Origin of the sequence: Fischerella muscicola PCC 7414 (assembly GCF_000317205.1) — a bacterium.
Lineage (GTDB): Bacteria > Cyanobacteriota > Cyanobacteriia > Cyanobacteriales > Nostocaceae > Fischerella > Fischerella muscicola.
On the sequence record NZ_AJLK01000039.1, the window covers coordinates 60,020 to 85,214 of the forward strand.

General features: G+C 37.5%; 22 protein-coding genes. 11 read left to right on the plus strand and 11 right to left on the minus strand.

Annotated features, from left to right (window positions below):
• The first annotated feature begins 65 nt into the window (after positions 1-65).
• From UYI_RS0105895 to rbfA, 3 genes are all read left to right on the plus strand, one after another.
• Positions 66-1,256 (plus strand): HetZ-related protein, encoded by a 1,191-nt coding sequence (locus tag UYI_RS0105895; RefSeq protein WP_016865747.1) that lies wholly within the window; start codon positions 66-68, stop codon positions 1,254-1,256.
• A gap of 539 nt (positions 1,257-1,795) precedes the next feature.
• Positions 1,796-2,002, plus strand: a complete 207-nt coding sequence (locus UYI_RS0105900) for a DUF751 family protein (protein ID WP_009454713.1) — start codon at positions 1,796-1,798, stop codon at positions 2,000-2,002.
• Positions 2,003-2,269: 267 nt separating this feature from the next.
• Positions 2,270-2,674: a 30S ribosome-binding factor RbfA gene (gene rbfA, locus UYI_RS0105905; RefSeq protein ID WP_016865748.1), complete on the plus strand. Its 405-nt coding sequence runs from the start codon at positions 2,270-2,272 to the stop codon at positions 2,672-2,674.
• Between the two features lie 92 nt (positions 2,675-2,766).
• Here rbfA and UYI_RS0105910 read toward each other — a convergent pair whose 3' ends face one another.
• Entirely contained in the window at positions 2,767-3,021 is a 255-nt protein-coding gene (locus tag UYI_RS0105910) for a hypothetical protein (protein ID WP_146007621.1), read from the minus strand.
• A gap of 805 nt (positions 3,022-3,826) precedes the next feature.
• Here UYI_RS0105910 and UYI_RS34525 point away from each other — a divergent pair.
• Complete coding sequence (locus tag UYI_RS34525; RefSeq protein ID WP_009454716.1) at positions 3,827-4,063, plus strand: DUF4327 family protein; 237 nt, start codon at positions 3,827-3,829, stop codon at positions 4,061-4,063.
• Positions 4,064-4,437: 374 nt separating this feature from the next.
• Here UYI_RS34525 and UYI_RS0105920 read toward each other — a convergent pair whose 3' ends face one another.
• The gene (locus UYI_RS0105920; protein WP_016865751.1) at positions 4,438-4,791 is read right to left on the minus strand and encodes a hypothetical protein; all 354 of its coding nucleotides are present in this window, start codon (positions 4,789-4,791) and stop codon (positions 4,438-4,440) included.
• Between the two features lie 434 nt (positions 4,792-5,225).
• Between UYI_RS0105920 and UYI_RS0105925 the strand changes: the two genes are divergently transcribed.
• Positions 5,226-6,128 carry a cation diffusion facilitator family transporter gene (locus UYI_RS0105925; RefSeq protein WP_016865752.1) on the plus strand — a complete coding sequence of 301 codons (903 nt, stop codon included), beginning with the start codon at positions 5,226-5,228 and terminating at the stop codon, positions 6,126-6,128.
• 505 nt (positions 6,129-6,633) lie between these two features.
• Positions 6,634-7,023, plus strand: coding sequence for a nuclear transport factor 2 family protein (locus UYI_RS0105930; protein ID WP_016865753.1), 390 nt, complete (start codon positions 6,634-6,636; stop codon positions 7,021-7,023).
• A gap of 63 nt (positions 7,024-7,086) precedes the next feature.
• Here the strand turns inward: UYI_RS0105930 and UYI_RS0105935 are convergent, their stop codons facing one another.
• The gene (locus tag UYI_RS0105935; RefSeq protein ID WP_016865754.1) at positions 7,087-7,548 is read right to left on the minus strand and encodes a response regulator; all 462 of its coding nucleotides are present in this window, start codon (positions 7,546-7,548) and stop codon (positions 7,087-7,089) included.
• Positions 7,549-7,974: 426 nt separating this feature from the next.
• Here UYI_RS0105935 and UYI_RS0105940 point away from each other — a divergent pair, with 426 nt between their 5' ends.
• Entirely contained in the window at positions 7,975-10,221 is a 2,247-nt protein-coding gene (locus UYI_RS0105940) for a sensor histidine kinase (RefSeq protein WP_016865755.1), read from the plus strand.
• 206 nt (positions 10,222-10,427) lie between these two features.
• Here the strand turns inward: UYI_RS0105940 and UYI_RS0105945 are convergent, their stop codons facing one another.
• The 6 genes from UYI_RS0105945 to UYI_RS0105970 all read right to left on the minus strand — a co-directional run bounded on the left by UYI_RS0105945 (position 10,428) and on the right by UYI_RS0105970 (position 19,296).
• Positions 10,428-11,324: a ParA family protein gene (locus tag UYI_RS0105945; RefSeq protein ID WP_026085769.1), complete on the minus strand. Its 897-nt coding sequence runs from the start codon at positions 11,322-11,324 to the stop codon at positions 10,428-10,430.
• Between the two features lie 152 nt (positions 11,325-11,476).
• Positions 11,477-14,026, minus strand: coding sequence for a DNA translocase FtsK (locus tag UYI_RS0105950; RefSeq protein WP_016865757.1), 2,550 nt, complete (start codon positions 14,024-14,026; stop codon positions 11,477-11,479).
• 21 nt (positions 14,027-14,047) lie between these two features.
• Positions 14,048-16,183 carry a hypothetical protein gene (locus UYI_RS0105955; protein ID WP_016865758.1) on the minus strand — a complete coding sequence of 712 codons (2,136 nt, stop codon included), beginning with the start codon at positions 16,181-16,183 and terminating at the stop codon, positions 14,048-14,050.
• 62 nt (positions 16,184-16,245) lie between these two features.
• A complete protein-coding gene (locus UYI_RS0105960) occupies positions 16,246-17,091 on the minus strand; it encodes a hypothetical protein (RefSeq protein ID WP_016865759.1) in 846 nt (281 codons plus the stop codon).
• Between the two features lie 121 nt (positions 17,092-17,212).
• Positions 17,213-18,160, minus strand: coding sequence for a glycosyltransferase family 2 protein (locus tag UYI_RS0105965; RefSeq protein WP_016865760.1), 948 nt, complete (start codon positions 18,158-18,160; stop codon positions 17,213-17,215).
• Between the two features lie 116 nt (positions 18,161-18,276).
• Positions 18,277-19,296, minus strand: a complete 1,020-nt coding sequence (locus UYI_RS0105970; RefSeq protein WP_016865761.1) for an Npun_R2821/Npun_R2822 family protein — start codon at positions 19,294-19,296, stop codon at positions 18,277-18,279.
• Positions 19,297-19,539: 243 nt separating this feature from the next.
• Between UYI_RS0105970 and UYI_RS0105975 the strand changes: the two genes are divergently transcribed.
• Positions 19,540-20,763 (plus strand): glycosyltransferase family 4 protein, encoded by a 1,224-nt coding sequence (locus tag UYI_RS0105975; RefSeq protein WP_016865762.1) that lies wholly within the window; start codon positions 19,540-19,542, stop codon positions 20,761-20,763.
• A 283-nt stretch (positions 20,764-21,046) separates the two neighbouring features.
• Here the strand turns inward: UYI_RS0105975 and UYI_RS0105980 are convergent, their stop codons facing one another.
• Entirely contained in the window at positions 21,047-21,340 is a 294-nt protein-coding gene (locus UYI_RS0105980) for a hypothetical protein (RefSeq protein ID WP_035138172.1), read from the minus strand.
• A gap of 1,046 nt (positions 21,341-22,386) precedes the next feature.
• On the opposite strand from UYI_RS0105980, the gene UYI_RS0105985 reads away from it, so the two are divergent.
• On the plus strand, positions 22,387-22,965 hold the full coding sequence (locus UYI_RS0105985) for an NIL domain-containing protein (protein ID WP_016865764.1): 579 nt from the start codon (positions 22,387-22,389) through the stop codon (positions 22,963-22,965).
• A 17-nt stretch (positions 22,966-22,982) separates the two neighbouring features.
• A complete protein-coding gene (locus UYI_RS0105990) occupies positions 22,983-24,335 on the plus strand; it encodes a selenium-binding family protein (RefSeq protein WP_016865765.1) in 1,353 nt (450 codons plus the stop codon).
• A 76-nt stretch (positions 24,336-24,411) separates the two neighbouring features.
• Here the strand turns inward: UYI_RS0105990 and UYI_RS0105995 are convergent, their stop codons facing one another.
• Positions 24,412-24,798, minus strand: coding sequence for a hypothetical protein (locus tag UYI_RS0105995; RefSeq protein ID WP_016865766.1), 387 nt, complete (start codon positions 24,796-24,798; stop codon positions 24,412-24,414).
• Between the two features lie 218 nt (positions 24,799-25,016).
• Between UYI_RS0105995 and UYI_RS36525 the strand changes: the two genes are divergently transcribed.
• On the plus strand, positions 25,017-25,184 hold the full coding sequence (locus UYI_RS36525) for a ribbon-helix-helix domain-containing protein (RefSeq protein ID WP_016865767.1): 168 nt from the start codon (positions 25,017-25,019) through the stop codon (positions 25,182-25,184).
• Positions 25,185-25,195 lie beyond the last annotated feature (11 nt).

Consider the following 25,195-nt stretch of genomic DNA (forward strand, 5'->3'; position numbering starts at 1 on the left):
TGATGAGATTACCGCAGCGTCTGTTGTCATGTAGTTACGGTGCAGTACCACTCCCAAAGAAGATCATGAAAGCCAATCCAGCTAATCTACCAACCTTTACACCATCTTCTAACACCTATAGCGATGCTTTAACGCAGTTTTTATATAAAGAAATACAAGCACACTCTAAAGCCACACCTGGTTGTATGCAAGCTGTTGCAATGCGTATAGCCAAAGAAGTGGAGCGTATATGCGAGAAAAGCCACCGCATCCAAAAATCTGGACAGATTAAGTCTTGGTTGCTGACTCTAGCACGTCATCGGTTACAAAAATGCTTGCATTACTACAAATTAGGTTCCAAGCAGGGACGGGTGGAATTACATAGCTGTTTAGGTGCTATGGTTTATCGCCATGTCAGTGTTGCTGGAGGTGAATTAGGATTTCAAGCTCGTTACAACTTAATTGAAGATTTCCTGCAAGCATTTTATATTGAGGCAATCAAAGCTTTCCGGCGGGAAAATGAATTACCAGAAGATTACAGCCCCCACACTCTGCTACAACTAGCAGAATACATGGCGTTTACAGAACAGTATGCGAAGCGTCGGATTAATCTAGCTGGTGGTGCAAATCAGCAGTTAATTATACTCCGCGCTCAAAGTTTTGCCCGGCGGCTACCCCAGGAAACAAATGTAGATTTTGAAATGGCAACAGAAGCTGCTAAGACTGAAGATGCAGAATCTTATCAGCGTAACTCGGCGGTGCAACAGTTGCGATCGCAAATGGTTTCTCAACCAAGTTTTGATTTAGCTGAAGATAGCGAACGCGATCGCGTGATCTCAGAATTGGTTAAATACTTTGAATCCCAAGGTCAACAAGATTGTATAGATTACCTGGCACTAAAACTCCAAGATTTATCAGCACCAGAAATTGACCAAATTCTTGGTTTAACTAGTCGCCAACGAGATTATCTCCAACAACGTTTTAAATACCATGTGGAAAAGTTCGCCCGTACCCATCACTGGCAATTAGTCCATCAATGGCTGGGTGTGGGTTTAGAACAAAAGCTAGGGTTGTCTTCTCAACAGTGGGAGCGCTTTTTAAATCAACTTTCTGAGCAACAACGGCAGATATTACAACTCAAAGCCGCTAAGCAAACAGATCAAGCGATCGCCAAAGCCCTAAAATGTACTCCCAAACAACTGCAAAAGCGCTGGACTCAGTTATTAGAACAAGCATGGGCTATGCGTAATGGAAATACAGAAGTTCAGACTGGTTGAAAACTTAGTTACTTTTATATTTTATTAGCTCATGTTGACTAGTTTTTCTCGATTTCCTGGTTGTAGATGCTTATTCTAAATAACTTACTTAATTTTCCCTATGTTTCCCCCATTTCTGGGGGAAACTACTGTAGGGAAACCCTACATCTGGCATCTCTCAATTGTTGCAGCAAAAAGTGAATTTTGATTTTTTGATTTTATTTATATATAACTATCTTAATTTATTGAACTGCCCTCCGGGTTTGCCACTTCGTGTCTACGTGACGGAGACCGCCAAGACGCCAAGAACGCCAAGGGTTTGTAGACTGTGTGTAAGTTTTAAATGTTATTATATCGATAAGATATTTGATATTTTTGTCTTAAAGCAATAAAAGCACTATTTTTATTCTCAAATGTGCTAGAATCCACTTTTGTGTAAGTTTTTTAAAAAACCCAAATCGGCAATCTCACCACATTTTTGGTGTGTGAGTGTCAAAATGTATATTAATAGGGCAGATTACAACAAACGTACAACCAAGAACAAGGCAGTTTAAAATCAAATGTTTGACGGATTTTGGGATAACGTCTTTCGCTACCAGCGCTACTTCATCACTACCCTGTTAGGCGTTTTGTTGAACACGTTTGCACCATTAGCACCCTTGTTGAAACGCCCAATTACATTAATTGCCCTCCTGGGCTTTTTGGTAGGCGGAATTGTCTTCGTCACTCTTACCCTCCGCGCCATGCTAGGTTTGAGTACAATTTGAGTCCAAACTATACATAGGGATATATTTTCCGCAAATTGAGAGCTAACTGAGCAATAACAGAAAAAAACCTGAGGACTTCGGATCCACTAAATCGTAGATTTAGTGGGACTCTTAAACCCAGTTTGGACAAGGCTAAAAGGCATACCTTAAAACTTTTTCAAACCTTATTGCCTTTTGCCCTCTGCCCTCTGCCCTCTGCCCTCTGCCTTGCCCGAAGGGCTGATAACAATGTTAACGTAGTACCTCTCTTGAGGAGGCATGATTTTTATGGCTACAAGTCGCCGCGTTTCCCGCGTTGCTGAATTAATTAAACGGGAAGTTAGCCAAATGCTACTCAACGGCATAAAGGATGACCGTGTGGGTACGGGAATGGTAAGTGTTACCGATGTTGATGTTTCTGGCGATTTGCAACACGCCAAAATCTATGTGTCTATTTACGGCACAGAAGAAGCCAAAGCAGAAACAATGGCAGGCTTAAAATCGGCGACAGGTTATGTCCGTAGCGAACTCGGCGCACGGGTGCGGCTGCGTCGCACACCAGAGGTGGTGTTTATCGAAGACCGTTCCATAGAACGTGGTAGCAAGGTACTTTCGCTATTGAACCAACTCGAACTTCAACGGAAACCAGAAAATCTGCCAGAGAATGGAGAAAATGAGCAAGAAGAAGGTTAATCTGCAAAATATGTAACTTAAACAACAATTTCCTCTAAACAATCAGCCATGCATTTTACAGACACGAACTGATCGTGTCTGTTTCAATATGCTTAATGAGGTTTTAGTAGTGCTTTAGCACCGCTATAAGAGACTTTACATTTATTTACATAGCTGACTCTAGGTAATTGGGAAGAACCATGATCGAGTTTTCCAATTACCAACTGACAATTACCAATTACTGGAGGGCGCTTCTTAGTTGCTTCCAGCTTAGCACTCTGCGCCTCGACAGCCCCGCTACCAAAATATGGGCGAATCCCCCAAAAAATTTTGGGGTGTCCCCTCAAAGTACATCTTTTCATATGCATTAGAAACTTCGTAATAATCTTTCTCGGCTATGAGAAGAATTTATCACATCAACCAAAGTTAACAATCAATGACAGAATGAGTTACGTTGCTTAATAGTTTTGCACGAAGAAATATAAGGTTGTTTATTGTGACATATAATTTCAGCAAATTTACTGCTAACAAAAGATGGGATACATAACACAAATATATGAATTTCCAACTACCACAACTGCTAGCCTAGAGGCAAATCAACATTCTCTGAAATTGATGATTAAGATTGCTACAACTCTTCCCAGGCGGAAATTTTTTTGGTCGTACTATAAACTTCAGCTACTAGTTGAAAGTTTATTTAAGAAATTATTAACAAACAAACCTCTACAAGGTTGATTGGTGTATTGTAGCCCTTATGGTTTGCAGCAGTTTATACATATACTTCTACCAAATATTTTTGATTGGTTTTCCATAAAACAATGCCAGTGTCTAGAACTGTGAATTACATACATCTTTGAGTATGTAATTCATTTGTTTAGCAAATATCTGGCTTCTGTTCATAAATACTGAAGTTTAGTAACTGCTCTGCTCAAATCAAGCAAATATTCACTCAACAACCTAAATTTTCTTATTTAAGGAGCTGCAAAACAATTTATCATGATTATTTGACATTCTTAACATTTCTTTACATAATTTGAGGATAGGTAGCGTCAAAATGAAAATAGTTCCGTATACCAAATTACAAAATTCCAGCTAAAGACCTACTCGTTGCTATGTTTGTTCCTAATAACTTTTTGGGAACACTACTTACGTGTAAATTTGTGAGTAAAGATCATGAGTGTGAATACGGTGCCCTCTATCAGCTACTACTCTTTGGACGTGATTCAAGACGAAGCACGACGACTTGTGCAGAAGGGAGTGGTTAGCAGACAGCAACCAATATATACTCTCTGCCAATACATCCCAGCTCGTGAGTGGGTGTGTATCGAATGTGAATTAGAAAAATGCGACTTCCTGTTACGCGATCGCATCGGCGATCTCATCGGGCGGGAAGAATGGGAAAACGACTAATCAAGAGAAAATCAACAGAAAACGATTGATATTAGATTGGGAATATATTTCTTGGATGTGTGGATTTTATAAAGATTCAACGCCCAATTTCAATATATTCTCTGCTTATAATCAATATTTTCCAATCTGGATGTAACTACCTATCTGCTATCTGTTCCTACTGTTTCTCGTATCAGCAATATACTACAGCAACTTGTATGCCATATCATGAGGCATCAATACATAGGGGCTGAAACTTGATTTAAGTTTATTGATATGCCGGAGTAGTTTTGTTTTGGCAACTACTCCGGTATTTTGTTTATGGTAGTTGTTAGTTGTTAGTTGTTAGTTGTTTGCTCCAACCAACCAGCAACAATCAACCACCAACAACTAAATTACCCAACTTCCTCCAAATACAAATTCACATCTTCTATGACACGGGTGAGTTCAGCTTCTGTTGTTAAGCGAATATTAATGTCACGGATGGTGAGTAGAACTTTTGCAGCGAAAGGTGTAGGCCAAATGTTGGGGTTGCAAAAAATCTCTAAAAATACTTCTCCTGTATAACGATATTCCATTGGGCGCTGAGGGCTAGTTTTTCCGCCACCAGGGACAGTTTTAGTAGCAACAGCTTTTAGACTATTCATTAATTGCTCTAGCGCTGCTTTTAGTTCCTGTGCTGCTTGGGGTGAAAAGCTAAAAGAGACAGAACCCTCTACTAAGTTGAGTGTCAGATGATTTCCAGACATGAGCGATTTTTGAGATATTTTAGTACAGATACCATTTTCCTGGTACAAGTAACATCAAGATCCATTTGTTTGTTAATGGTAATAATTTCCAAAATCTCAAGAATATACTAAACGTGTTGTTGGTTATTGGTTGTTGGTTGTTTGTGATTGGAAGTAATGATTGTAGAGATAGGATAGAAGATTATACTTCAGGAAAAATTAATAAAAATTTTCCTCATACAAATGCTAATAAATATTGTTGCTTGAGTAATGGTATAGCCCTATTATAATCAGGTTTCTGGCTGCTATTAATTAAAAAATATTTCAATAAACTACGGTGAAAAATTAACGTTGTAGAAAGATAAAATCCCTACTGCGTAAGAGATTGATACATTTGATTGATGTATTTAGTTCTACACTTAGAAGTCATAGAAAATGATAGTTAAAAATCCTCTATGTCTTTAGATAACCGTGCCACAGTTAGAAAGGTTTTAATCATCACTTTATTGCTAAATATCTTCGTGATGCTATTAAAAGCAGTTGTAGGCAAGTTAACAGGTTCTTTGAGTTTGTTAGCTGATGCCTTGCATAGCGTGACCGATAGCGCTAACAATATTTTAGGATTGATTGCTAGCCGATTTTCTTCGCCCCAGCCTGATCGGGAACATCCTTACGGACATCTAAAATTTGAAGCAGTTGGTGCTTTGGGAATTGCAGCGTTTTTGGGTATAGCCTGTTTTGAAATTCTCCAAGGTGCTGTAGAACGCATTCTCAATGGTGGTGAACCAGTGAGAATATCAGCACCAGAATTGTGGTTATTACTGGTTGTATTAGGTGTGAATATTTTCGTAACCTTTTACGAACGTCACGTAGGTGTCAAAGTCGGTAGCCCAATTTTGATCGCTGATGCTAAACATACGATGAGTGATGTTTGGGTAACTATTTCCGTGATTGGCGGTTTGATCGGTGTATGGTTGGGCTATCAGTGGTTAGATGTGGCGTTAGCTTTTCCTGTAGCTTTATTGGTATTTTGGAGTGGCTGGACAGTTTTAAAAGAAAATTTACCTTGGCTTGTAGATCAAATTGCGATCGCACCAGAAGTGATTCATGCGATCGCCCTTTCAGTCCCTGGAGTTATAAACTGCCATGATATAGCTTCTCGGGGTGTTGTTGGTCGTCAAGTCTTTATAGAAATGCACTTAATAGTTGATGCTGAAGATGTGGAAACAGCGCATCGCATCACTGAAGAAGTAGAAAGACGGTTAGAAGAACGCTTTCGCCCAGTACGGATTGTAATTCACGTCGAACCACCAGAGTATCAGTCAGAGCGAATTCACTTCGGATCTAACTCCAAGTAGCAAATCATTCTTGTGTTAGACTTAGTCTCTGACTCTAGATAGGGGCTGTGTCCTCAAAATTGTTAGTATCCTGAGACCATAGCAAAACGCACTGGCAGAACGTTTTACCGTTGTGGTTCTTTGCTGCTTCTGGAAAGAAAGCGACATGACAGAAGTAGACAGTGTTGATAATAAAGTAGTCTAGATGGTTGTAGAGTTTTTGTCGCTGACTCTACTTTGCCATGACTGAAGGGAGATTTTATCCTCCATGTATGCAGAACGGTGGGAAAGTTGTGGACATCCAGCCTGTTAACAATTAAGGTCAATAAGCATTCGTGCTGATACCGAATTTTTTCTCTCGGTAGCACCACGTGTGCTTGTTTACCTTTTTAAGAATGCAGAATGGCACTTGAACTCAAATATCCTACACTGAAGCCGCCCTCAATTACCTAAACAATTAGCCGGGCTTGATATGATACTTCAATGGCTAGGAATAACATTTATTATTTTGAGCTTTTGGGTAAATATGAATGCATCAGCTGCATCATCAAGCAAACCAGACATTCCGACTATAATTCAGCAGGCAAAAGATGCTTGGGTAACTCTTGATGGCGATGCTTTGGCACAATTGTTCACGCCTGATGGTGAACTGATTGTACCTGGACATAGGTGGCAGGGACAAGCAGAAATCAGTGAGGCGGTTTCCCTTGTTGCTCAGCAATCACAAGATATCAAGATTGATATTGCACGGATGATCATCTCTGGCGAACAAGCAGTCATTGAATGGCGTTACCAGGAAACGGAAAAAGCAACTAATCATCGCAAAACTACTGACGATGCAATTGTAGTAGATTTTCGAGATGGTCGGATCAGGCGTTGGCGAGAATATTTTGATACTAAAACACCATTATCTTAAGTGTGAAGTATCCTTTCTTCGCTCAGAGACTTATGCTTTTGATGCCAAAATTGGAATAGCTGATTATGTATTCAGGTTTTTACTTTTAGCAGAAACTAAGACATTTGCCACGGCTATAACTAAATTATCTGGATCTACAGGTTTAGCTACATGAGTTTGAAAGCCAGCTTCTAGTGCGCGCATCCGATCTTCGCTGTCAGCGTAGGCTGTTAATGCTATAGCTGGTACGTTTCTTGCTTTTTCTGCTTTCAAGTTACGTATTTTGCGGATCAAGGTATAGCCATCCTCATCAGGCATGGCTATATCACAGACTAAAACATCAGGTTGTAACTGTGGTAACACTTCTAAAGCTTCTGCTGCTGACGCAACTGTAGTGACGCTGGCTCCGTCTGCTTCCAATACGGTAGAAATATAAAAGCGGCTATCTTCATCGTCATCTACTACGAGGATTTTTAGTCGAGCAAGAGGGAGAGAAGACGATGGGGCATCTCCTTCGATATTGGAAAAAAGAGAATTATCTCTCATTACTTTAGTCCCTCATTTTTCCTCAGTTTTTAGATATTATCTTGAGTAATTTTACTTCTTTAGCGTCCCCTACCCGCATACCCAGCCATATTAAACAAATAGTTAATTGCTGTGTGTAAATTCATACTAAAAAACGAGTAGGTTTTTCCTGATAGTTTCTCTGGGATTTTATACTTTCTAATTAAGAAAACTTTCTTTCAATCAAATTCTCATCGTGTTAAATAATATTAAATAGTTCCATCTTATTGATTTTCTCTGTTGTGGAAAATGTTTAGAATAGTTAAGACAATTTTTTATGCATCTAAGATTATATCTACATTGCCAAACCAAATCAATCTCAAGAGTTAAGTCGAGTATTTTATATGCAAGTAACAACCTTGTATCTTGATTAGGACTTTTAAAAGGTGAATATTAATAAATAAGGACATGGTATTTCCATTTCAAGTTGATTTAACAAACTGTGACAAAGAGCCGATTCATATTCCTAGTTGTATTCAAACACACGGAGTTCTTTTAGCATTACAAGAGCCTGATTTAACTATACTACAAGTTAGTGATAACACAGTCGCCTTTTTTGGCTTACATCCTGACGAATTGATAAATCAACCTTTAAGTAGATTGCTTGAACCTGAACAAGTAGAATTTTTAATTGATTGTTTACATCAGGAAGATATACAAATAGTTAATCCCATTGAAATAAATATAAATATATCTCAAAAAGGTAAATTATTTGATGCGATCGTTCATCGTCAAAACAAATTATTAGTATTAGAATTAGAACCACACAGTTCTGAGAAAAATAATATTTATTTTAGATTTTATTATTTGGTCAAACTGGCAGTTAGCAAGCTACAGTCAGCAAAATTTGTTACTGAGGTTAGTCAGATAATTGCTCAAGAAGTGAGAAAAATCACTGGTTTTGATAGAGTAATGGTTTATAAATTTGATCAAGATTGGAACGGTATAGTGATTGCGGAAGATAAGCAAGAATACCTCCCTTCCTATCTAGATTTACATTATCCTGCTTCAGATATTCCCAAACAAGCTAGGGAACTATATAGACAAAACTGGTTGCGGATTATTCCTGACGCTGATTATCAGCCTACTGCCATTGTCCCTACTATTAATCCCTTAACAAAAGAGCCTTTAGATTTAAGTAAATCTGTCTTACGCAGTGTCTCACCCATACATATTGAATATATGCATAACATGGGTGTGAAAGCATCAATGTCAATTTCACTGATTAAAAATAATCAGCTTTGGGGACTTATAGCTTGCCATCACCAAACACCAAAATATATTCCTTACGAAATTCGCAATGCTTGTGAATTTTTGGGACAAGTAACCTCTTTAGAATTAACAACAAAAGAAGATAATGAAGATTCTGAAGCCAAAATTCAAACTAAATCTACTTTGGCAAAATTAGTCGAATATATGTCTGTGGAGAAAAATTTTATTGATGGATTAATTAATAAACAACCAAATTTACTTCATCTTGTTTATGCTGATGGTGCAACAATTTGTTTTAACAATGAACTATATTTAATTGGCAATACTCCAGAAGAACAAGATATTCAAAAATTATTATTTTGGATTAATAAAAATGTAAATGAAGATTTTTTTTATACTGATTCATTGTCGAAATTTTATCCAGAGTCAGAAAAATATAAAAGTATTGCCAGTGGTTTGATAGTAATTTCTATTTCTAAACATCAAAACAAGTATGTTCTATGGTTTCGTCCAGAGGTAATACAAACAGTTCGTTGGGGTGGGAATCCGAATAAACCTGTAGAAGTTAGTAAAAACGGTAGTGTGCGTCTATCTCCACGTAAGTCATTTGAGTTATGGAAAGAAGTTGTCAGGCTGACATCTCTACCTTGGAAATCTTATGAAATTAATGCTGCACTAGAATTACGCAGCGCCATTATTAGTATGGTAGTGCGGAAAGCAGACGAACTAGCAAAACTGAATGTGGAATTGGAACGTAGTAATAAAGAGTTGGATGCTTTTGCCTATATTGCTTCCCACGATTTAAAAGAACCATTGCGTGGTATTCATAATTATTCAAATTTTTTAATTGAAGACTACGGTGAGATATTAGACGAAGAAGGCAAAAATAAACTTCGGACTCTGATTCGTCTTACCAGACGGATGGAGGATCTCATCGATTCACTACTACATTTTTCCCGTTTAGGAAGAACAGATATGTCGATGCAACAGACTGATTTGAATGCTGTTGTACATCGAATTTTAGATTTATTAAGCGCTCGTATTGAAGAAACAGGAGTAAAAATTCGTATACCCAAACCACTGCCAATAGTATATTGCGATCGCATTCAAATTGGCGAAGTTTTTAGCAACTTGATTACCAACGCCATTAAATATAACGATAAAGCTGAGAAATGTGTAGAAATTGGTTATATTGAAAATTCTGAGCCATTAACATTTTACATCCAAGATAATGGTATAGGTATTCGAGAAAAACACTTGGAAGTTATTTTCCGTATCTTCAAACGTCTACATAGTCCAAGTAAATATGGTGGTGGTACGGGTGCAGGGTTAACTATTGCTAAAAAAATCGTCGAAAGACATGAAGGTCAAATCTGGGTAGAATCAACTTACGGTGAAGGAAGTACGTTTTATTTCACTTTACAAAAGCCAAATGAAGTATGAATAACGGTGATGCGACTAATTACCGCAACGATTTCCAAAGAACAGCTATGACAATTAAACATAACAATACAATCAGGGAACGAACAAAAGTTGTTTAGTGTGGCAGCTGATGAGTTATTAGCTTATTAAGTTTGTAGTAAGCGTTTTCACACCGAAATGTAAGCACTTTAGTACTTACTACAAACTTAATTTTCTGGCTAAGACTATTATGTATATATTCTGAGCTTTTGCAGTAACTCTTGAGTTAACTGAGAAAAAGCTTTAGAACCTGATGATTGGGGAGCATTTAAAATCACAGGCATAAAACTATCAACTGCTTTCGCAACATTCACATCAACTGGTATTTGAGTTTGACATATTTTTTCTGCACCAAAATCTTGATGAACGCGTTGCATCACTTGTTTATAATATCTGCCAGTTAACAAGTTTGCGTTAGACATTGTAAAGACAATTCCCAGCATTTGAATATCAATTTTGGCTTCCTGTTCGTGACTTTCTTTGAGCTGAGCAATACGTCTTTCTAGTAACTGAATACCCACTACAGATAAAGGTTCTGGTTTGGCAGGTAGGATATAGAAATTGCTAGTAGCCAAAGCACTACGAGTCAAAAGATTATATCCGGGAGCGCAGTCGAGAATGATAAAATCATATTCTTTGCGGACTGGTTCTAAAAGTTTACCCAGTAAAACTCTTTCAAAACGATTCCAAATAGTTTCAAAATCCTTTTCTCCTAAAGTAACTGCTTGCTGATGCAGCATTTCGGAAACAACAAATTCATCATACAAATCAATATCCCCTGGTAATAAATTTAATCCGGGGAGATTACAAACTTGGGATAGAATTATGTCTTGAATTGTATGTTTTTGTTCTGGTTCGGGATTGATAATTTGATCTATCAGATACCTAAACGTCTTTCTGTTTTTCCGGCGCTTGGCAAATTCCATAGGCGACATGAGACTAAGTGTCGCACTAATTTGACTATCTAAGTCAAGCACCAGTACTCGCTTACCATGTTCTTTTGCTAAACAAGTCGCTATATTGACGCTGAGAGTTGTTTTACCAACCCCACCTTTCATATTTGCAGTTGCTATTACATATCCCATTAGCTAAGTCCTTTAATCACGCATTCCGATCTAAGTAGCGTAAACGTTTTGTCGTTGGGTGAAAACTTTCGGTTATTTTAAGATTTTCCGACTTGCAAAAATTATTTGTTGGTTGAGCAGTCTGCATTATACCAGCGAGGGGTGTGTTTGGTTTATGTAGAAGGAATTTGAATATTACTAGCAAATAAACTTTGTAGGCGTTGTAGTTTAGCAGCATTTTGGTAAAGTAAATCACCTTTTCCTAATAGATATGCGGCTGTTGTTTCTGTACCTCCCAGAATAATTTTTGAATCTGCTTCACTGGCAGTACGTAAGGCTACTCTCCCTGGTAAATTTGAGCGTATTATGGGAGTGACTATTTTAGCTTCGGGACGTTGAGTAGCAATAATCAGATGAATTCCAGCTGCTCTTGCTTTTGCACCCAATCGTTTAATATTTAGTTCTAGTGCTGTGCGGATTTCTTTTTCTGCCATAAAATCGGCGTATTCATCAAAAATACAGACAATTCGAGGTAAAGGCTGGCGAGAAGTTTGATTGTATGTAGTTAGATCAGCACACCCGGCTTGTTCAAACTGTTGGTAACGCGATTCCATTTCTGTTACCAATTCATCCATTAGTTCAATAGCGCGATCGCTTTCTTTGACAACAGGCGCATACAACCACTGCATTTCCTCAAACTCAGGAAACGTCACTCGCTTCGGATCAACAAGAGCAATTTTTAGGTGCTTGGGTGAATGACGAATAATGAGACTGAGGAGAAGCGATCGTAAAAACTCACTCTTACCACTTCCTGTCGTACCCCCAACCAAAAAATGACAAGTATTCGGATCAGATAAATCAGCCTCTACTAACTCTCCTTCCAAATTTACCCCAATGGCAATTTTCACTGGTGCTGTGGCGGGTAAAACTTGTGATTTTATATAATCTTCAAACCTCGCAACTTGTCTATCTGAACGAGGTAAATCAACACTGACATAACCAGCTTGAGGTGCAATGAAGGGAGGATCTGCCAACCCTAACTGCACTTGTAAGTCTTTAGATAACCGCAAAATCGAGTTAACGCTTACGCCTAGATGAGGTTTCAGCTTCACACGAATAAAAGCTGAACCAACAGCCGCACCTTGGTAATCAACCTTGATTTTAAAAGATTGCAGAGTTGCAACCAAATTTTCACCAATAGCATCAGCATTAACAGATTCCTGGCTATTCTCTGTAGAAGAGATATCTGGTGAAACAAAATAGGTTTGACATTTTTGTTTTTGAGGACAAATTTCACACAGGTGAGGCTGAGTTGTCGGTGGTGGCGGATTGGGATGAGGTGGTTCCCAAATCAACCATTGGCGCATTTGTTGTAACTTATAAGGAATCAGTCTATGAACTGTATTTTCTAGTTCTTCCCAGGTATATTTATACTCTTTAAACTCTGGCAAAACACAATATACTGCTGAATCTACAGATACTTTCTTTTTTTTCCACAGCATGTAACTATAGAGTGCAACTTGCGCTAATTGTGCTGACGGATCTACAGGCTGATAGGTTTTGAATTCAACTACACAAAGGCGCTTGAGTTCAAAGTTGAAAACTAAGCAATCAAATTCTCCTACTACTTTTTGTTTGCTTCCATGAGGTAGATCAAAATAATGTTCAAGCTTACGTGCTTCTGAGATAAAAGTGTTACTGATCAGCTTTTCTGCACTACAATAGCGACGATTGACTACAAGTATTTCTGCGAAGCGTTTGATTAGTCCTTGTAATCCTTGCCAAACTTGTAGGAGTGGCTGTGCTTGGTTGACATCTTTAGCAACAGCTTTTTCTAAATAAGCAGAAAATTTGAGTTGGTAAAAAAGCTGCTGCATGGTAGAGGCTATTTCCTCTATCTTTAATTGGGATGCACCAAGTTGAAATAATTCTTTAAATTTTGGTTCATCAGTAGCTAAATTCATGAATTCATTAGCTAAATAATGAAATGCATTACCAATACCAAGTTTATTATCTGATGGTATAAATAAGCTATTACCGCCAAAATGCTGATGTAAATAAAATAGGCGAGGACACTCAAAAGCAACTCTAACTTTAGTAGCAGATAAAGATAGATTTTCAGATACATCTTTTGAGTGCTTTGAGGTGTTAGGCATATGAGCAAAAATATTACTGACAGTATTATGATTTAAAATGTTTAATAAATATTGATGCACAGCAGTCAAGTACACTGTGTCCATTGCAGCATAATGTAGCTGCTTTTCCGTCAAAGGACGCTTTCCCCAGTCACTTCCCTGTTCTTCCTTGTTGACATCACAAAAGTGACATAATTCAGTAGCTAAAGTTTTGAGTTGCAAGTTAGATACTTTTAAAATATCTTTTCCAATCCTTCTTGCTATTTTCAGAGTACAAGTAACATTCTGTGCGGAATTTCCACCTAGATACTTTAAATCAAAACTAGCATTATGAAATATTTTTTCAATTTTGGGATTAATCATGATTTGGTTAATAAAATATAGAACCAAATCAGGCTGATGCAACACATCAAGAATATAAACAAATTTTCCTGTCAAATCTCTAGGTTCTATTAGTACCTGAATTAATGACAATTTTGGCTGAGAAGTTTGCCAATCTGCAACTTCTGTATCTAACCATAGTATTTGAGCCAGGGCAAATTTTGCTATTTGCGTCCTGATTTCAGTAGGTTCTTTCAGGTACTGCATTAGCTAAACATTAATTATACTTTATTTATTGACAAAACAAATTAATCGGTCTTGTAAATTAGCTTTAGGATTGATGATTTTTACTTTTTGTTCCTGACATAATAACTCCATCAATAGTTGCAGATCAGTTTCTTCGACTTCCGGAAACTGAGCAACAGACTGGGAAATTAAAGTGGCTACTCCCATATAGCTTTGAGTTTTGACTAGATTTAGCATAAAATCTTTAACTGGTCGTAAATCTTTTTTGCCGTTTCTATCATCACTGTCAGAACCTTGTTGAGGAATAATTCCTAAATCCTGTAATAAAGCACATTTATTTAAAATTTTAGTTTCACGAGTTAAAGATTGTAGTTCCTGCAAAGTAATAGCTTTACCACCAAGCACCAATTCCTGAGCGTTCGCAGAATTTACTAAACTATGGTATGTTGCTAAGTAATGAACTGATATAAGATTTGGTTTAATGTGATGATGATTGGTTCCTTTGAAAATTTGATTATAGATTTTATAACCAGCAAGTTTTGCGTTTCCTACGCTGCTGATTCTAATTAAATATAATTTTTTACAAATATTTTCTTGAATTGCTTTTTGACAAGCACTCATGATATTAAAAAAGCTTTTCATGTTAGCATCTTCTGTCCATACTATTCCTATTCTGTCTTGCTTTTCAGGTGCTTGATAACTTAAAGAATAACTAGCGTATGTACCTTTGATCAGTTTTGGCTTAATCGATTGTACTTGTAATGCCTCTAAAGCCTCTTGCATCATTTGTATAAGTTCAGATGATGCTAAAAGGGATATCTTACCTATCTTGTTTTGAATTTTTTTGTATTCTTTTTGCCAGATAATTTGATATTCAGCTATTAATTTTTCTCTATCTGTTATGTCAATAATTGTAGTATCTTCAATTTCAGTTTTTTTTATATTAATTTGAACAATTGGTTTAATAGATTCTGTTGAATTTGATTGTGGATTAATTACGACAGTTATAGAATCACTACTTTGTGGCGATTTTAGCAGTGATAGCTTATATTTTTGATACTCTAATTTTCCCAAATTAATTGTATTCCTTGGCAGAGTTTTGCCTCCGGGGAAGTTATCTTCTAGCATTTTTCTAGTTAATGGAAAGATGGTAGAAGATGGCTTTGGAGTTGCTGCTTCATGGAGAGTATGTAATAAATAAGCCCAAATAGCCTCTGCTTGTTCTAAGGAAATTGGCTTTAGTTTAATCGATTTATAAATTCCAGCTCTATCTGATTGTTGAATTTTATGAATGTGGCGATTCCACGTATTAGTAACAATACTAATAATGACTAAAAAGTTTTTGAGACATTCACCGTGAATAGTTGTATTTACATCGAATAGAGGTTGTATATCTAAGCAACCATCTGGTAACTTAGGCATAGTTTCTGGGTTATCCAAACATAAGACTATTGGCTGAGTTTCAGTAGAAATTTTCCCAAAATTTGACAAGACGTTTTTAGCTGCCTCTTCTGTGTCTATACAATACTTTACTTTTAAAGTTTGCATAGACTCTTCACTCAGGTCATTTCCTCTCAACCATTCACAAGCTAAATCAAATAATTCCGGGTTTGTAAGGTCATGTAGTATACCAAAGAAAATATCAGGATTATAAATAGCAGCTTGCTTGTAATTTTGTTTTAAATGTTGGATAAATTTTTGTCTGTCGCTTTGCAATAAATTCCAAATACTGTCGTTGAAAAATTTTTCTTTGAAACTTTTTTTAGTAAAAGCAGATAAGCTTTTGAGCCACAAGATTAACTGTGATTCTTGTTGTCCTTCTGGGACTTGCATTAAACAATCAACTGTATTACGCAAAACATGACGCCAGATGTAGTTACTTTCTACCCAATTACAGATAATATGAACAAAAAATGCTTTAGAGTTAAATTTGTTTTTCAGACGACTTAGCAGATGAGTTTTCCCAGAACCTGAATCACCTATGAGTAATACAGAACGACTAATATGATCCGTATCAACTAAGTTAAGCAATTCTTCAAGTTCAAGAATTTCTTGTTGATGAATGGAATCAACTGTGACAGCAAAATTTTTAGTTTCATACCAAAAATGCATTGGTTTTATAGAAACTGAATCAAAGGGATTAACCTCGCGTTTAATGATTTCGTCTATGGATGTCATACTTAAAGTCAGGTGAGGGTTGCGAACTGATTTTAGTTAAAAAATGCTTATTTTTTTTCTATCTAATATGTGGTGATAAAGAAAATAGAACCGCCGATATTTTGAGATATACCAGCATCAATTTGCTCTGGAGTATAAGGTGTCGGATCTACCAGAGTGCTTAGTTCTATCTTGTCGCTTGCTTGCAACCGATACAGCGCCTTATCCAACTCATCCCGTGACAATGGTGGTTGCAACTTTTGCCGCAAATGGTAAATTGGCAAATAACTATCAGTACCAAGCTCTTTATCTAATTTCCGAATAGTTTCTAAAATTTCTTCATCAGTGATATTGATAATCGTCTCAACACCTGACTCTGCGCTGTGAACTGCTGAAGTAGAGACTTGTTCTGGTTTAACTCTCAGAGTTTTCCGCAGAAAGCGCACGTAATTATTTAGCAGATCCAAGCTAATGTTTGCAGCACCTTTGGGACTGTAATCATCCCGCAAATACTCAATTCCACGTTCAGTCAGCCAAACCTCAGCTTTCGTTCTTTTGATTTTAAGTTCAACTTCAATTAATCCGCGATCGCTTAAAGTTTTCAATGTAGTGTCTCGTTCTGCGGCTTTAAGTGAAGTAATCTTACTAGGAATGATTTTGCCTGAAGTTTTGCTTAGCTTCTCTAAAACTTTACGTTCTTGATCTGTAATCGGTAATTCGGCTGGATCAAGTTTCAGCAGTGCTTGACCAGGCGATAAAATCTTGACTGTGGCAATCTCACGCGAAAAGTCTACTAGATTGCGATCGCCTAAATCTCGGCATATCTTGTGTTTACCTTTGAAGGTTTTGAAAACGCTACCACTAAGGCTTGCTCGATAGTTAGAACATCCTAACAGCTTTAGTAAGAACTTTAATTCATTAGTGTTCATGCGGATAATCTTACCTGTGTCTGAATCAGCACTACTCTAGCTCGAATGGCAATAATTGACACACCTACTCCATCGTAGCGAGAATTAATGCGATCAGGCAAAGTGCTGTATTCTTTCTTTACTACCCCCGCATCTGTCGCAATACCTCAAACGCCTTCCCCCTGACACCTCCAGGCAACAAAGATAACCCTAACCCAGTCCACGCTTTCGCAACAGAAAAAGACTTACCCGCGAAAACTAACTCTCTACCTTTTTGTACCTCTCCCTTTTCAATCAACCGCAAACCTAACAACAACTGCGTTTCCGCAAGACGCTGTAATCTAACTTTCTCTAACTTATCTGACTCAAATTTATAACTACTTAAATACCGTAATTTATCCTGCAAATAAGGAATAGCACGATTTATTCCTTGCTGTTCTGCATGTACGCGATATTCCATCAATAGTTCTGGTAAATAATAACCCTTTTTACCAGCCAAAGCGAGTCGCACAAATAAATCATTGTCCTCGCAGTTTTGCCAATTAGGTTGCATAAACCCTAACTCTTCCAAAGTTTGGCGACGAAATAAAGTTGCACCAATTTGAAAACTTTGCTGAACAAATACTACTTCTAATAAATTATCTACAACACCGGCTGATAAATTTGCTCTACCCCAGCGACGAGAATTTTTCTGAGTTTTGACTTCATCTCTAATATTGTCAGTATCAATAATCCAATGGTCAGTACTAACAAAATCAATGCTAGGGTGTTGATCTAAAATGCTAGCGGTACGCGCTAAAAAATCTGATGTTAATCTATCATCATCATCAAATTTGATAAAGTATTTACCTGTAGCAGCCTCAAATCCAGACCGCATATTGTTGCTTTTACCGATATTTTGCGAATGGCGAATATATCTAATTCGGCTATCAGTGTATCGCGAGATTAATTTGGGTGTGCCATCACGAGAACCATCGTCACAGATAATTAATTCTAAGTCTTGATAAGTCTGCTGTAGCACACTATCTATAGCACAAGGTAAAAGCTTGACTCGGTTAAAAGTTGGAATGCAAATACTGATTTTTGGCATATTATTTTATAGGATAAAAATTCTAAAGAGCAACTTCATCGGTGTTTATCTGTGTGCATCTGTGTTCGATTAATCAAAAAAAATTTTAGCTCAGCCATCATCTCCCAATCACCAAATCAAGCAATAGTTCTTTTAATTTTCTTCATCACCCTTTTAATTAATTGATTAGTCTTTGCTGTCACAGTTGGCGGTTTTAGTTGCTGTGGTTTTCGCTCTGGTTGTTTGAAAAATCGATAATATAAAAATTCTTCGCGATAACGAATATCAACATCTTCACCATGACACAAACGAGCAAAATCACTAGCAGGATAGCTCATATAGTGAATCCGATGAATAGGTTTTAATCCCTCTTGGTTGTAAAGGATATTGTCAATATTTACAAATAAATCTGCATTAGCACAATTACCTGTTTTGTCTTCACCATTAGGGCTAAGAGTATAGTTAAAAATAGAGTATTTACTATCTATAGTCATGTAATTAAATAAAGCTGAACTAGACCACCAAAATTTTTTATTTATCCATTCAACTTCTCTTTTTTCAATCAGGCGGTGCGTTAAATTATTTAATTCATCAATTCCAAATAATCCCTGGTGGGAAGCAAAAAAACTATTGCAATGAATTCTAGAACGTAATTGAGTTTTTGCAATATTAGTTGCACTTTGGGCAAGTTCAAGATTAATATCTGTAACAGCTTCAGGCTTGGCATGTTCCCAATCATCAAAGACTAAATCGTAAGTGTCTAGTTTTATTAAGACATCATCAATTGGTTTCATTACTAAGCTGTCGGCGTCATAAAATATGAATCTTTGAAAATCTCCATCAAACGCAGCAAATTTTCTATGGACAAAACCTTTATACCAGCCAGGACGGGTTAACTGAGATTCTTGAGTTCTCGGATGAGCATCCCACACTTGATTGACAAAATCATCCCAACGCTGAATTGATTCCCAATTCTCAAAAAGACTGACATTTGGTCTAGACTTAATTTCTTCTGCAATCAGCTCTAGTTGTTGATTATAGGGAATAATACAAACTGGGATTTCTGGACTAATATTTCTTTCAATGCTATTTAATAATGCAACCAACTGGTCATAAAAAGCATCATTGGCAAGAGTATAAATACCAACTTTTTTCATACTGATAAATTATCTTGATATTGAAGTTATTAAGTAGTCGTCATGAACTGCGTACAGGAACACAGATGAAAAACCTCACTCCTCTCCTTTTTCCAAGGAGAGGTTTGTTCAATAGGACGAGGTGAGGTTACTTTCAAGTCAGTTCAAATACATAGAGTTCAAGGTTATGGCATAAACTATACCAACAGGTCATTCTATATACATCACTTTCCTCATCAATATTATTCCCAACTAAATTCCTTTATGAACATTTTGATGTTATCTTCCACTTTTCCTTATCCGCCAACGCGGGGAGGAACCCAGGTGCGAACGTTTAACTTACTCAAGTATCTTAGTCAACGCCATGCTGTTACACTTGTAACTCAACAGGAAGCTGATGTAACAGATGCAGAAATTGCAGACTTACAAAATTGGGTAAACAATTTAGTTGTTTTCAAGCGTCCCCCTGATTCGGGAACTAGTGGCAACATAGTAAAGAAAATCCAACGATTTACTAGTTTTGTGCAAGATGGGATTCCGCCGAGTGTCTTAAACCGCTATTCTGCGGAAATGCAAGAGTGGATTGATAATTTTGTACAGACAGGAAAATGTGATGTTATTACCTGCGAACATAGTGCCAATGAAATCTATATAAAACCCCATTTTAAAAAACAGATAAGAACTATAGTTAATGTGCATAGTTCTGTTTATGGAACCTGCCGCAATCAACTAGAAATTGGTATTTCTGAAAATCCTTGGCGAGATAGAATCAACTTACCTTTGTTACGACGTTACGAACAACGCTACTGCTCTAAATTTTCAGCAATTGTCGCGACTACACAAGAAGATAAAATTCAACTACAACAGTTCAATCCTAATGCTGAGATTACCGTAATTCCTAATGGTGTGGATCTAGAATCATTCCCTTACCGCACCAGTGATCCAGGGGGACACCGTTTAGTTTTTATCGGTGCGATGGATAATTTAGCAAATATTGATGCCGTCTGCTTTTTTAGCAACGAAGTTTTACCAAAAGTTCAACAACGTTATCCAGATACAACTTTTGATATTGTTGGTTCTCGTCCTGTACCGGAAGTTTTGGCACTGCAAGCAAAACCAGGAATTACTGTGACTGGACGTGTGCCTTCAATGATAGAGTACTTGCATAAAGCCACTGTCTGCGTTGTACCGATGCGGACAGGATTTGGGATTAAAAATAAAACTTTAGAGGCAATGGCAGCTGGTGTACCAGTAGTAGCAAGCGATCGCGGTTTAGAAGGATTAGCTGTAGACGGCGCAAATGTTCCACTCACCGCACTCAGAGCAAATCATCCCGCTGAATACATTAGCGCAATTAGCCACCTATTTAGTAACTCACAACTACGGGATGAATTATCTTCCAACGGTAGACAATTGATAGAAAATGAATTCACTTGGGAAAGCGCAGGTAAACGCTACGAACAAATATGTATTGAAAAATTGAATTAAAGGGGAACTAGCTATAGGAATAGACAACAGAAAAATCCCCGTAAATTAATTAAGGGGATATGAAATTAACACTTTTTTATAGCGCCTACAAGGTGAAAAATAGATTTAGGAGCTACAATTAGTGGGGAATTCAAAACCCACTAATTGCCTTCTGAAATTATTAGACCTCTTACAAAAATAAAAAGAACCCCTCCCCAACCCTCCCCGTTTCGGGGAAGGAGTAAGATTTATTCCCCCCGGCCATGGAGGAATTGAGGGGGGAAATTCGACTTTCGCAAGAAGTCTATTGTTTCATTAAAGGGGCAGCAAAGATTCTACTAGATATAGGAATGCGTGCATTAGTTTTAGTGGTAGCCGCTTCATTGCTAGTTGACTCAGAAATCACTTCTAGTTGATTATTGCTAGAACCATCACTATTATCCAAGTTAGATTTTATATTTATATTAGTAGCTGTATCAGATTGATTGAGATTTTCTTGATTAGATTCTTGGAGATTTTGAGCTTGACAAGGAATAACCAACATAGTACAACTAGCTACTATAAGTAGCCCTAGTAAATTACGAAAATATTGACACATTTGGCTAAATATTTTTGTTACAAAGAGTGTTGAGATATATATGTAGGCATTAATAAATTTATCGTTAGTAGTTAGTAGTTACAGGAATATTTTATCCTTGGCATCATAGCCAAAAAATCAATTTATGGGCTAACACTTTGTGGAATAAAAAGCTTTCCAGTCGTCTTTAGGCGACTTGAGCTATAAGCCAAGAATTAAATTATTGACAAACTAACTACTCATGCTAATAACTATATTTATACGGCAAAAGGGTAAGAGGTAAGAGTTAAATAAACTTAAAAATCCATTTTAATTTACCCTCAAATACGCAACCCAAAGTCTTACAAAAGTAAATTTTGTAAGAGTTATAAAGAATATGTTGTGATACATAGATCAACAACTATTCAACAATTTATATTTTTTGGAATAGTTTCAACAAGAGAAATTTCTCGGAGATTTAAAATTTATTTTTTGCTTGTACAAAAGCTTATTAGTCGTAGATTTTGCTAGAAGCAAAATAATTTTATGAAATCTTTATGAATATAAATTAAAGAGAGAGTTTTCTAACTAAATATAATTTATAAAATAATTACAAACTTTGCAAAAAAATAAAGTTTCATATCAAGTTCGGCTAACTGCTTACTATATCATGCTTGGTCAGTTAGTAATTGATTTTTTCCATTACCAATTACCAGCCTACGCGCCACTACTATTTCACCACATTGATTTTGATAGGTTGGCCAGATCCCCGACTTTTTTAAAAAGTCGGGGATCTAACCCCTCGCAACTCCTCAAAACTTATGTGGTCGAGTACTACTTTATAAATAACCTCTTAGTTAGCTAGAAGCTAACTTTAACAAAGAAGCGCAAAATTTATTTCAGCGCTTAGCAAGTGTGCTATTCGTGTTGAAATTAAAGTGGGTTTATGCTAATCTACAATAAAGCCATCAAAATACTGTACTTTGTTTTGAAGGTAAGAGTTTCAAAGGTGGTGTTGAGATTATAAACAGACATTTTGACTGGTATTAGTTACAGTAAAACTGCTATGAATCAGGGGATTGAAGCTGATGAACGTATCTACAACAGTTAATCCCACCCAAGGTTGCATTCAAATTCGGGTTCCTGAGAAATACCATCGTCAACCGATTTTTTCCCGATTAATTTCTCGCTACCGATGGACTGTCAACATTGCCGCTGCTGCTTTTGAAATCGAGAGTAAAAATGATGCTTGGTTTAATCTGGAAATTCAAGGAAATCCTCAACAAGTAGAAGCGGGTATTACTTATCTGCGGGAATTGAGCATAAAAATTGAACAGCTTCATCTCAAAACTGTTACTCCACAAAATATAGAAAACTTACAAATTTTATGTCCCAATTATGCCCAAAAAGTGGACGACGGGAAGACAACCCAAGGACAGACTACTCGTGCCAAGTTCCAAGTCTGTATTCCCACAAACTACCGTTCTTTTCCAGTCATTGCAGGGCTAGTTATCTGTTGTGGTTTAACTGTTAACATAGCGGGAGCAATGTTAGATAGCGACACTAAAAATGATGGTTGGTTTGATTTAGAACTTTGGGGTAGTCGCGAACAGATTGTCTCTGGTTTGAGGTATTTTAAACAGTTAGATTTACAAATTTGGTTGTAAGTAGAAGGTGTAAAATTATGGCTCATGCTTGCTGTGGCCCTGGCTACGCTTCTCCAGAAGCGGCGATGAAGGCAGAACGGGAAAAGATACTTTATACAATTGCTATTTATACAGGTACGGGTATTGAAGCTCCAGATTATCTTGCCACTGTGGACGTTGATCCTGATTCCCCGACTTATTCCCAAGTAATTCATCGCCTTCCTATGCCCTACATTGGTGATGAGTTACATCATTTTGGCTGGAACGCGTGTAGCTCTTGTCACGGTAACACTAGTAAATTCCGCAGGTTTTTAGTAATTCCGGGGCTGCGTTCTAGCCGGATTTATATTGTTGATACCGCAGATGCCCACACGCCGAAACTATATAAAATTATTGAACCGGAAGCAATTAAAGAGAAAACAAATTTAACAGCACCGCACACGGTACACTGTTTGGCTGATGGTCATGTGATGATTTCCATGCTGGGCGACAGCGAAGGTAATGGTCCGGGTGGCTTTTTGTTGCTGGATGAGAATTTTGAGATTGCTGGACGCTGGGAACAGCAAGCTGATGCTATGCGGTTTAACTATGACTTTTGGTATCAGCCGCGTCATAACGTCATGGTGAGTAGCGAATGGGGCGCACCTAAAACTTATTATTCTGGCTTTGACCTCAACGACGTAGCAGCTGATAACTACGGGCATCAATTACATTTTTGGGATTGGTCAAAACACGAAATTATTCAAAGTGTTGATTTGGGTGAAGAAGGATTAATTCCTCTAGAAGTGCGTTTTCATCACAATCCCGATAGTACCCATGGGTTTGTTGGTGCAGCCCTCAGCAGTAATGTTTGGCATTGGCAGAAATCTAACGGACGTTGGGAAGTCGAGAAAGTTATTGATATTCCATCGGTGGAAGTGGAAGGTTGGCCAATCCCTGTGCCATCGTTGATTACTGATATCTTAATTTCAATGTGCGATCGCTTTATCTATTTTTCCAACTGGTTGCACGGTGATATTCGCCAGTATGACATTAGCAATCCTTCCCAACCGAAACTCACAGGTCAAGTTTGGTGTGGTGGTTTGCTAGGCAAAGCAGGTGAAGTTCAAGGTCATAAATTGGCTGGTGGTCCGCAAATGTTACAACTAAGTCTTGACGGCAAGCGGCTTTATGTCACCAATTCTTTGTTGAGTACCTGGGACAACCAATTCTATCCGGATTTTGCCAAGACTGGATCATACTTATTGCAGATTGATTGTGATACCGAAAAAGGCGGGATGAAAATTAACGAGAATTTCTACGTTGATTTCGGTAAGGAACCAGCCGGCCCCGCCCGCGCCCATGAGATGCGTTATCCTGGGGGTGATGTCACTTCTGATATTTGGGTGTAAATGCTATAATGTTCTATTGCATTATTTAGAGGCAAACCCTAGTTTTCATAGGAGTGCCTCTAGGCAGGAGAGCTAACTAGCCTCCAGTGGTAAGCAGTTTTACCGCTTGGTGTAACAGTAATTTAACTCTGTACAGCTTGTACATTTTTTCCTGATACATCCTCCATCTTTTGTCCACCAGTCTCTGTGCGCCTTCAGTTGCCTTTAGAAGCGCGCGTTGTGTGTCTGTTGGCTCTCCCATCATGTCAAGTGCTACTGAGATGTATTTGTAGATTTCAATTCCTGGACTGTGTAGTCCGATGCCATCTCTCATTTGTTCAATTGCTTTGTAAGGAAATGTTGTGAGAACATTAATCCAACTTTCTCTGTTGTTGTAGTTCCCTGGTGGTTGGATGCCATAGCTCCTAGCTATTTGTTGCAAATCCTCTAGTGATAGCGCTTCTAGCTCTTCTCTTGATAACATAGTGACCGTCTACTTCTGAATATTGGTAGGCATTGGTGGCTGCCAATCCGCTAAGATTTCACAGCCACCAATTTTTCATCAATGATTGGCTGTGATTTATCACACAAGTTGTGAACTGTTGTGAATAGTAACACTAGTTGTGAACAGTTAACAATATACTCATCTGTCAACAAGTGTCCACAAGAGTTATGATGAGTTAGCAGACTTCAGTAATTCCAATGCCAAGAAAAGTGACGGTTACAGTAGTTTTAACTCAAGAGGAAAAAGAACGGTTACAGCGTCTTGCAGAATCTCAAGACCGCACATTAAGTTACTTAGCTGGTAAATTCATTAGAGAAGGGATGGCTAAGACTGAGGCACAACAGCAACAGAACCAACAGAGTTAGTGGCATCCAAT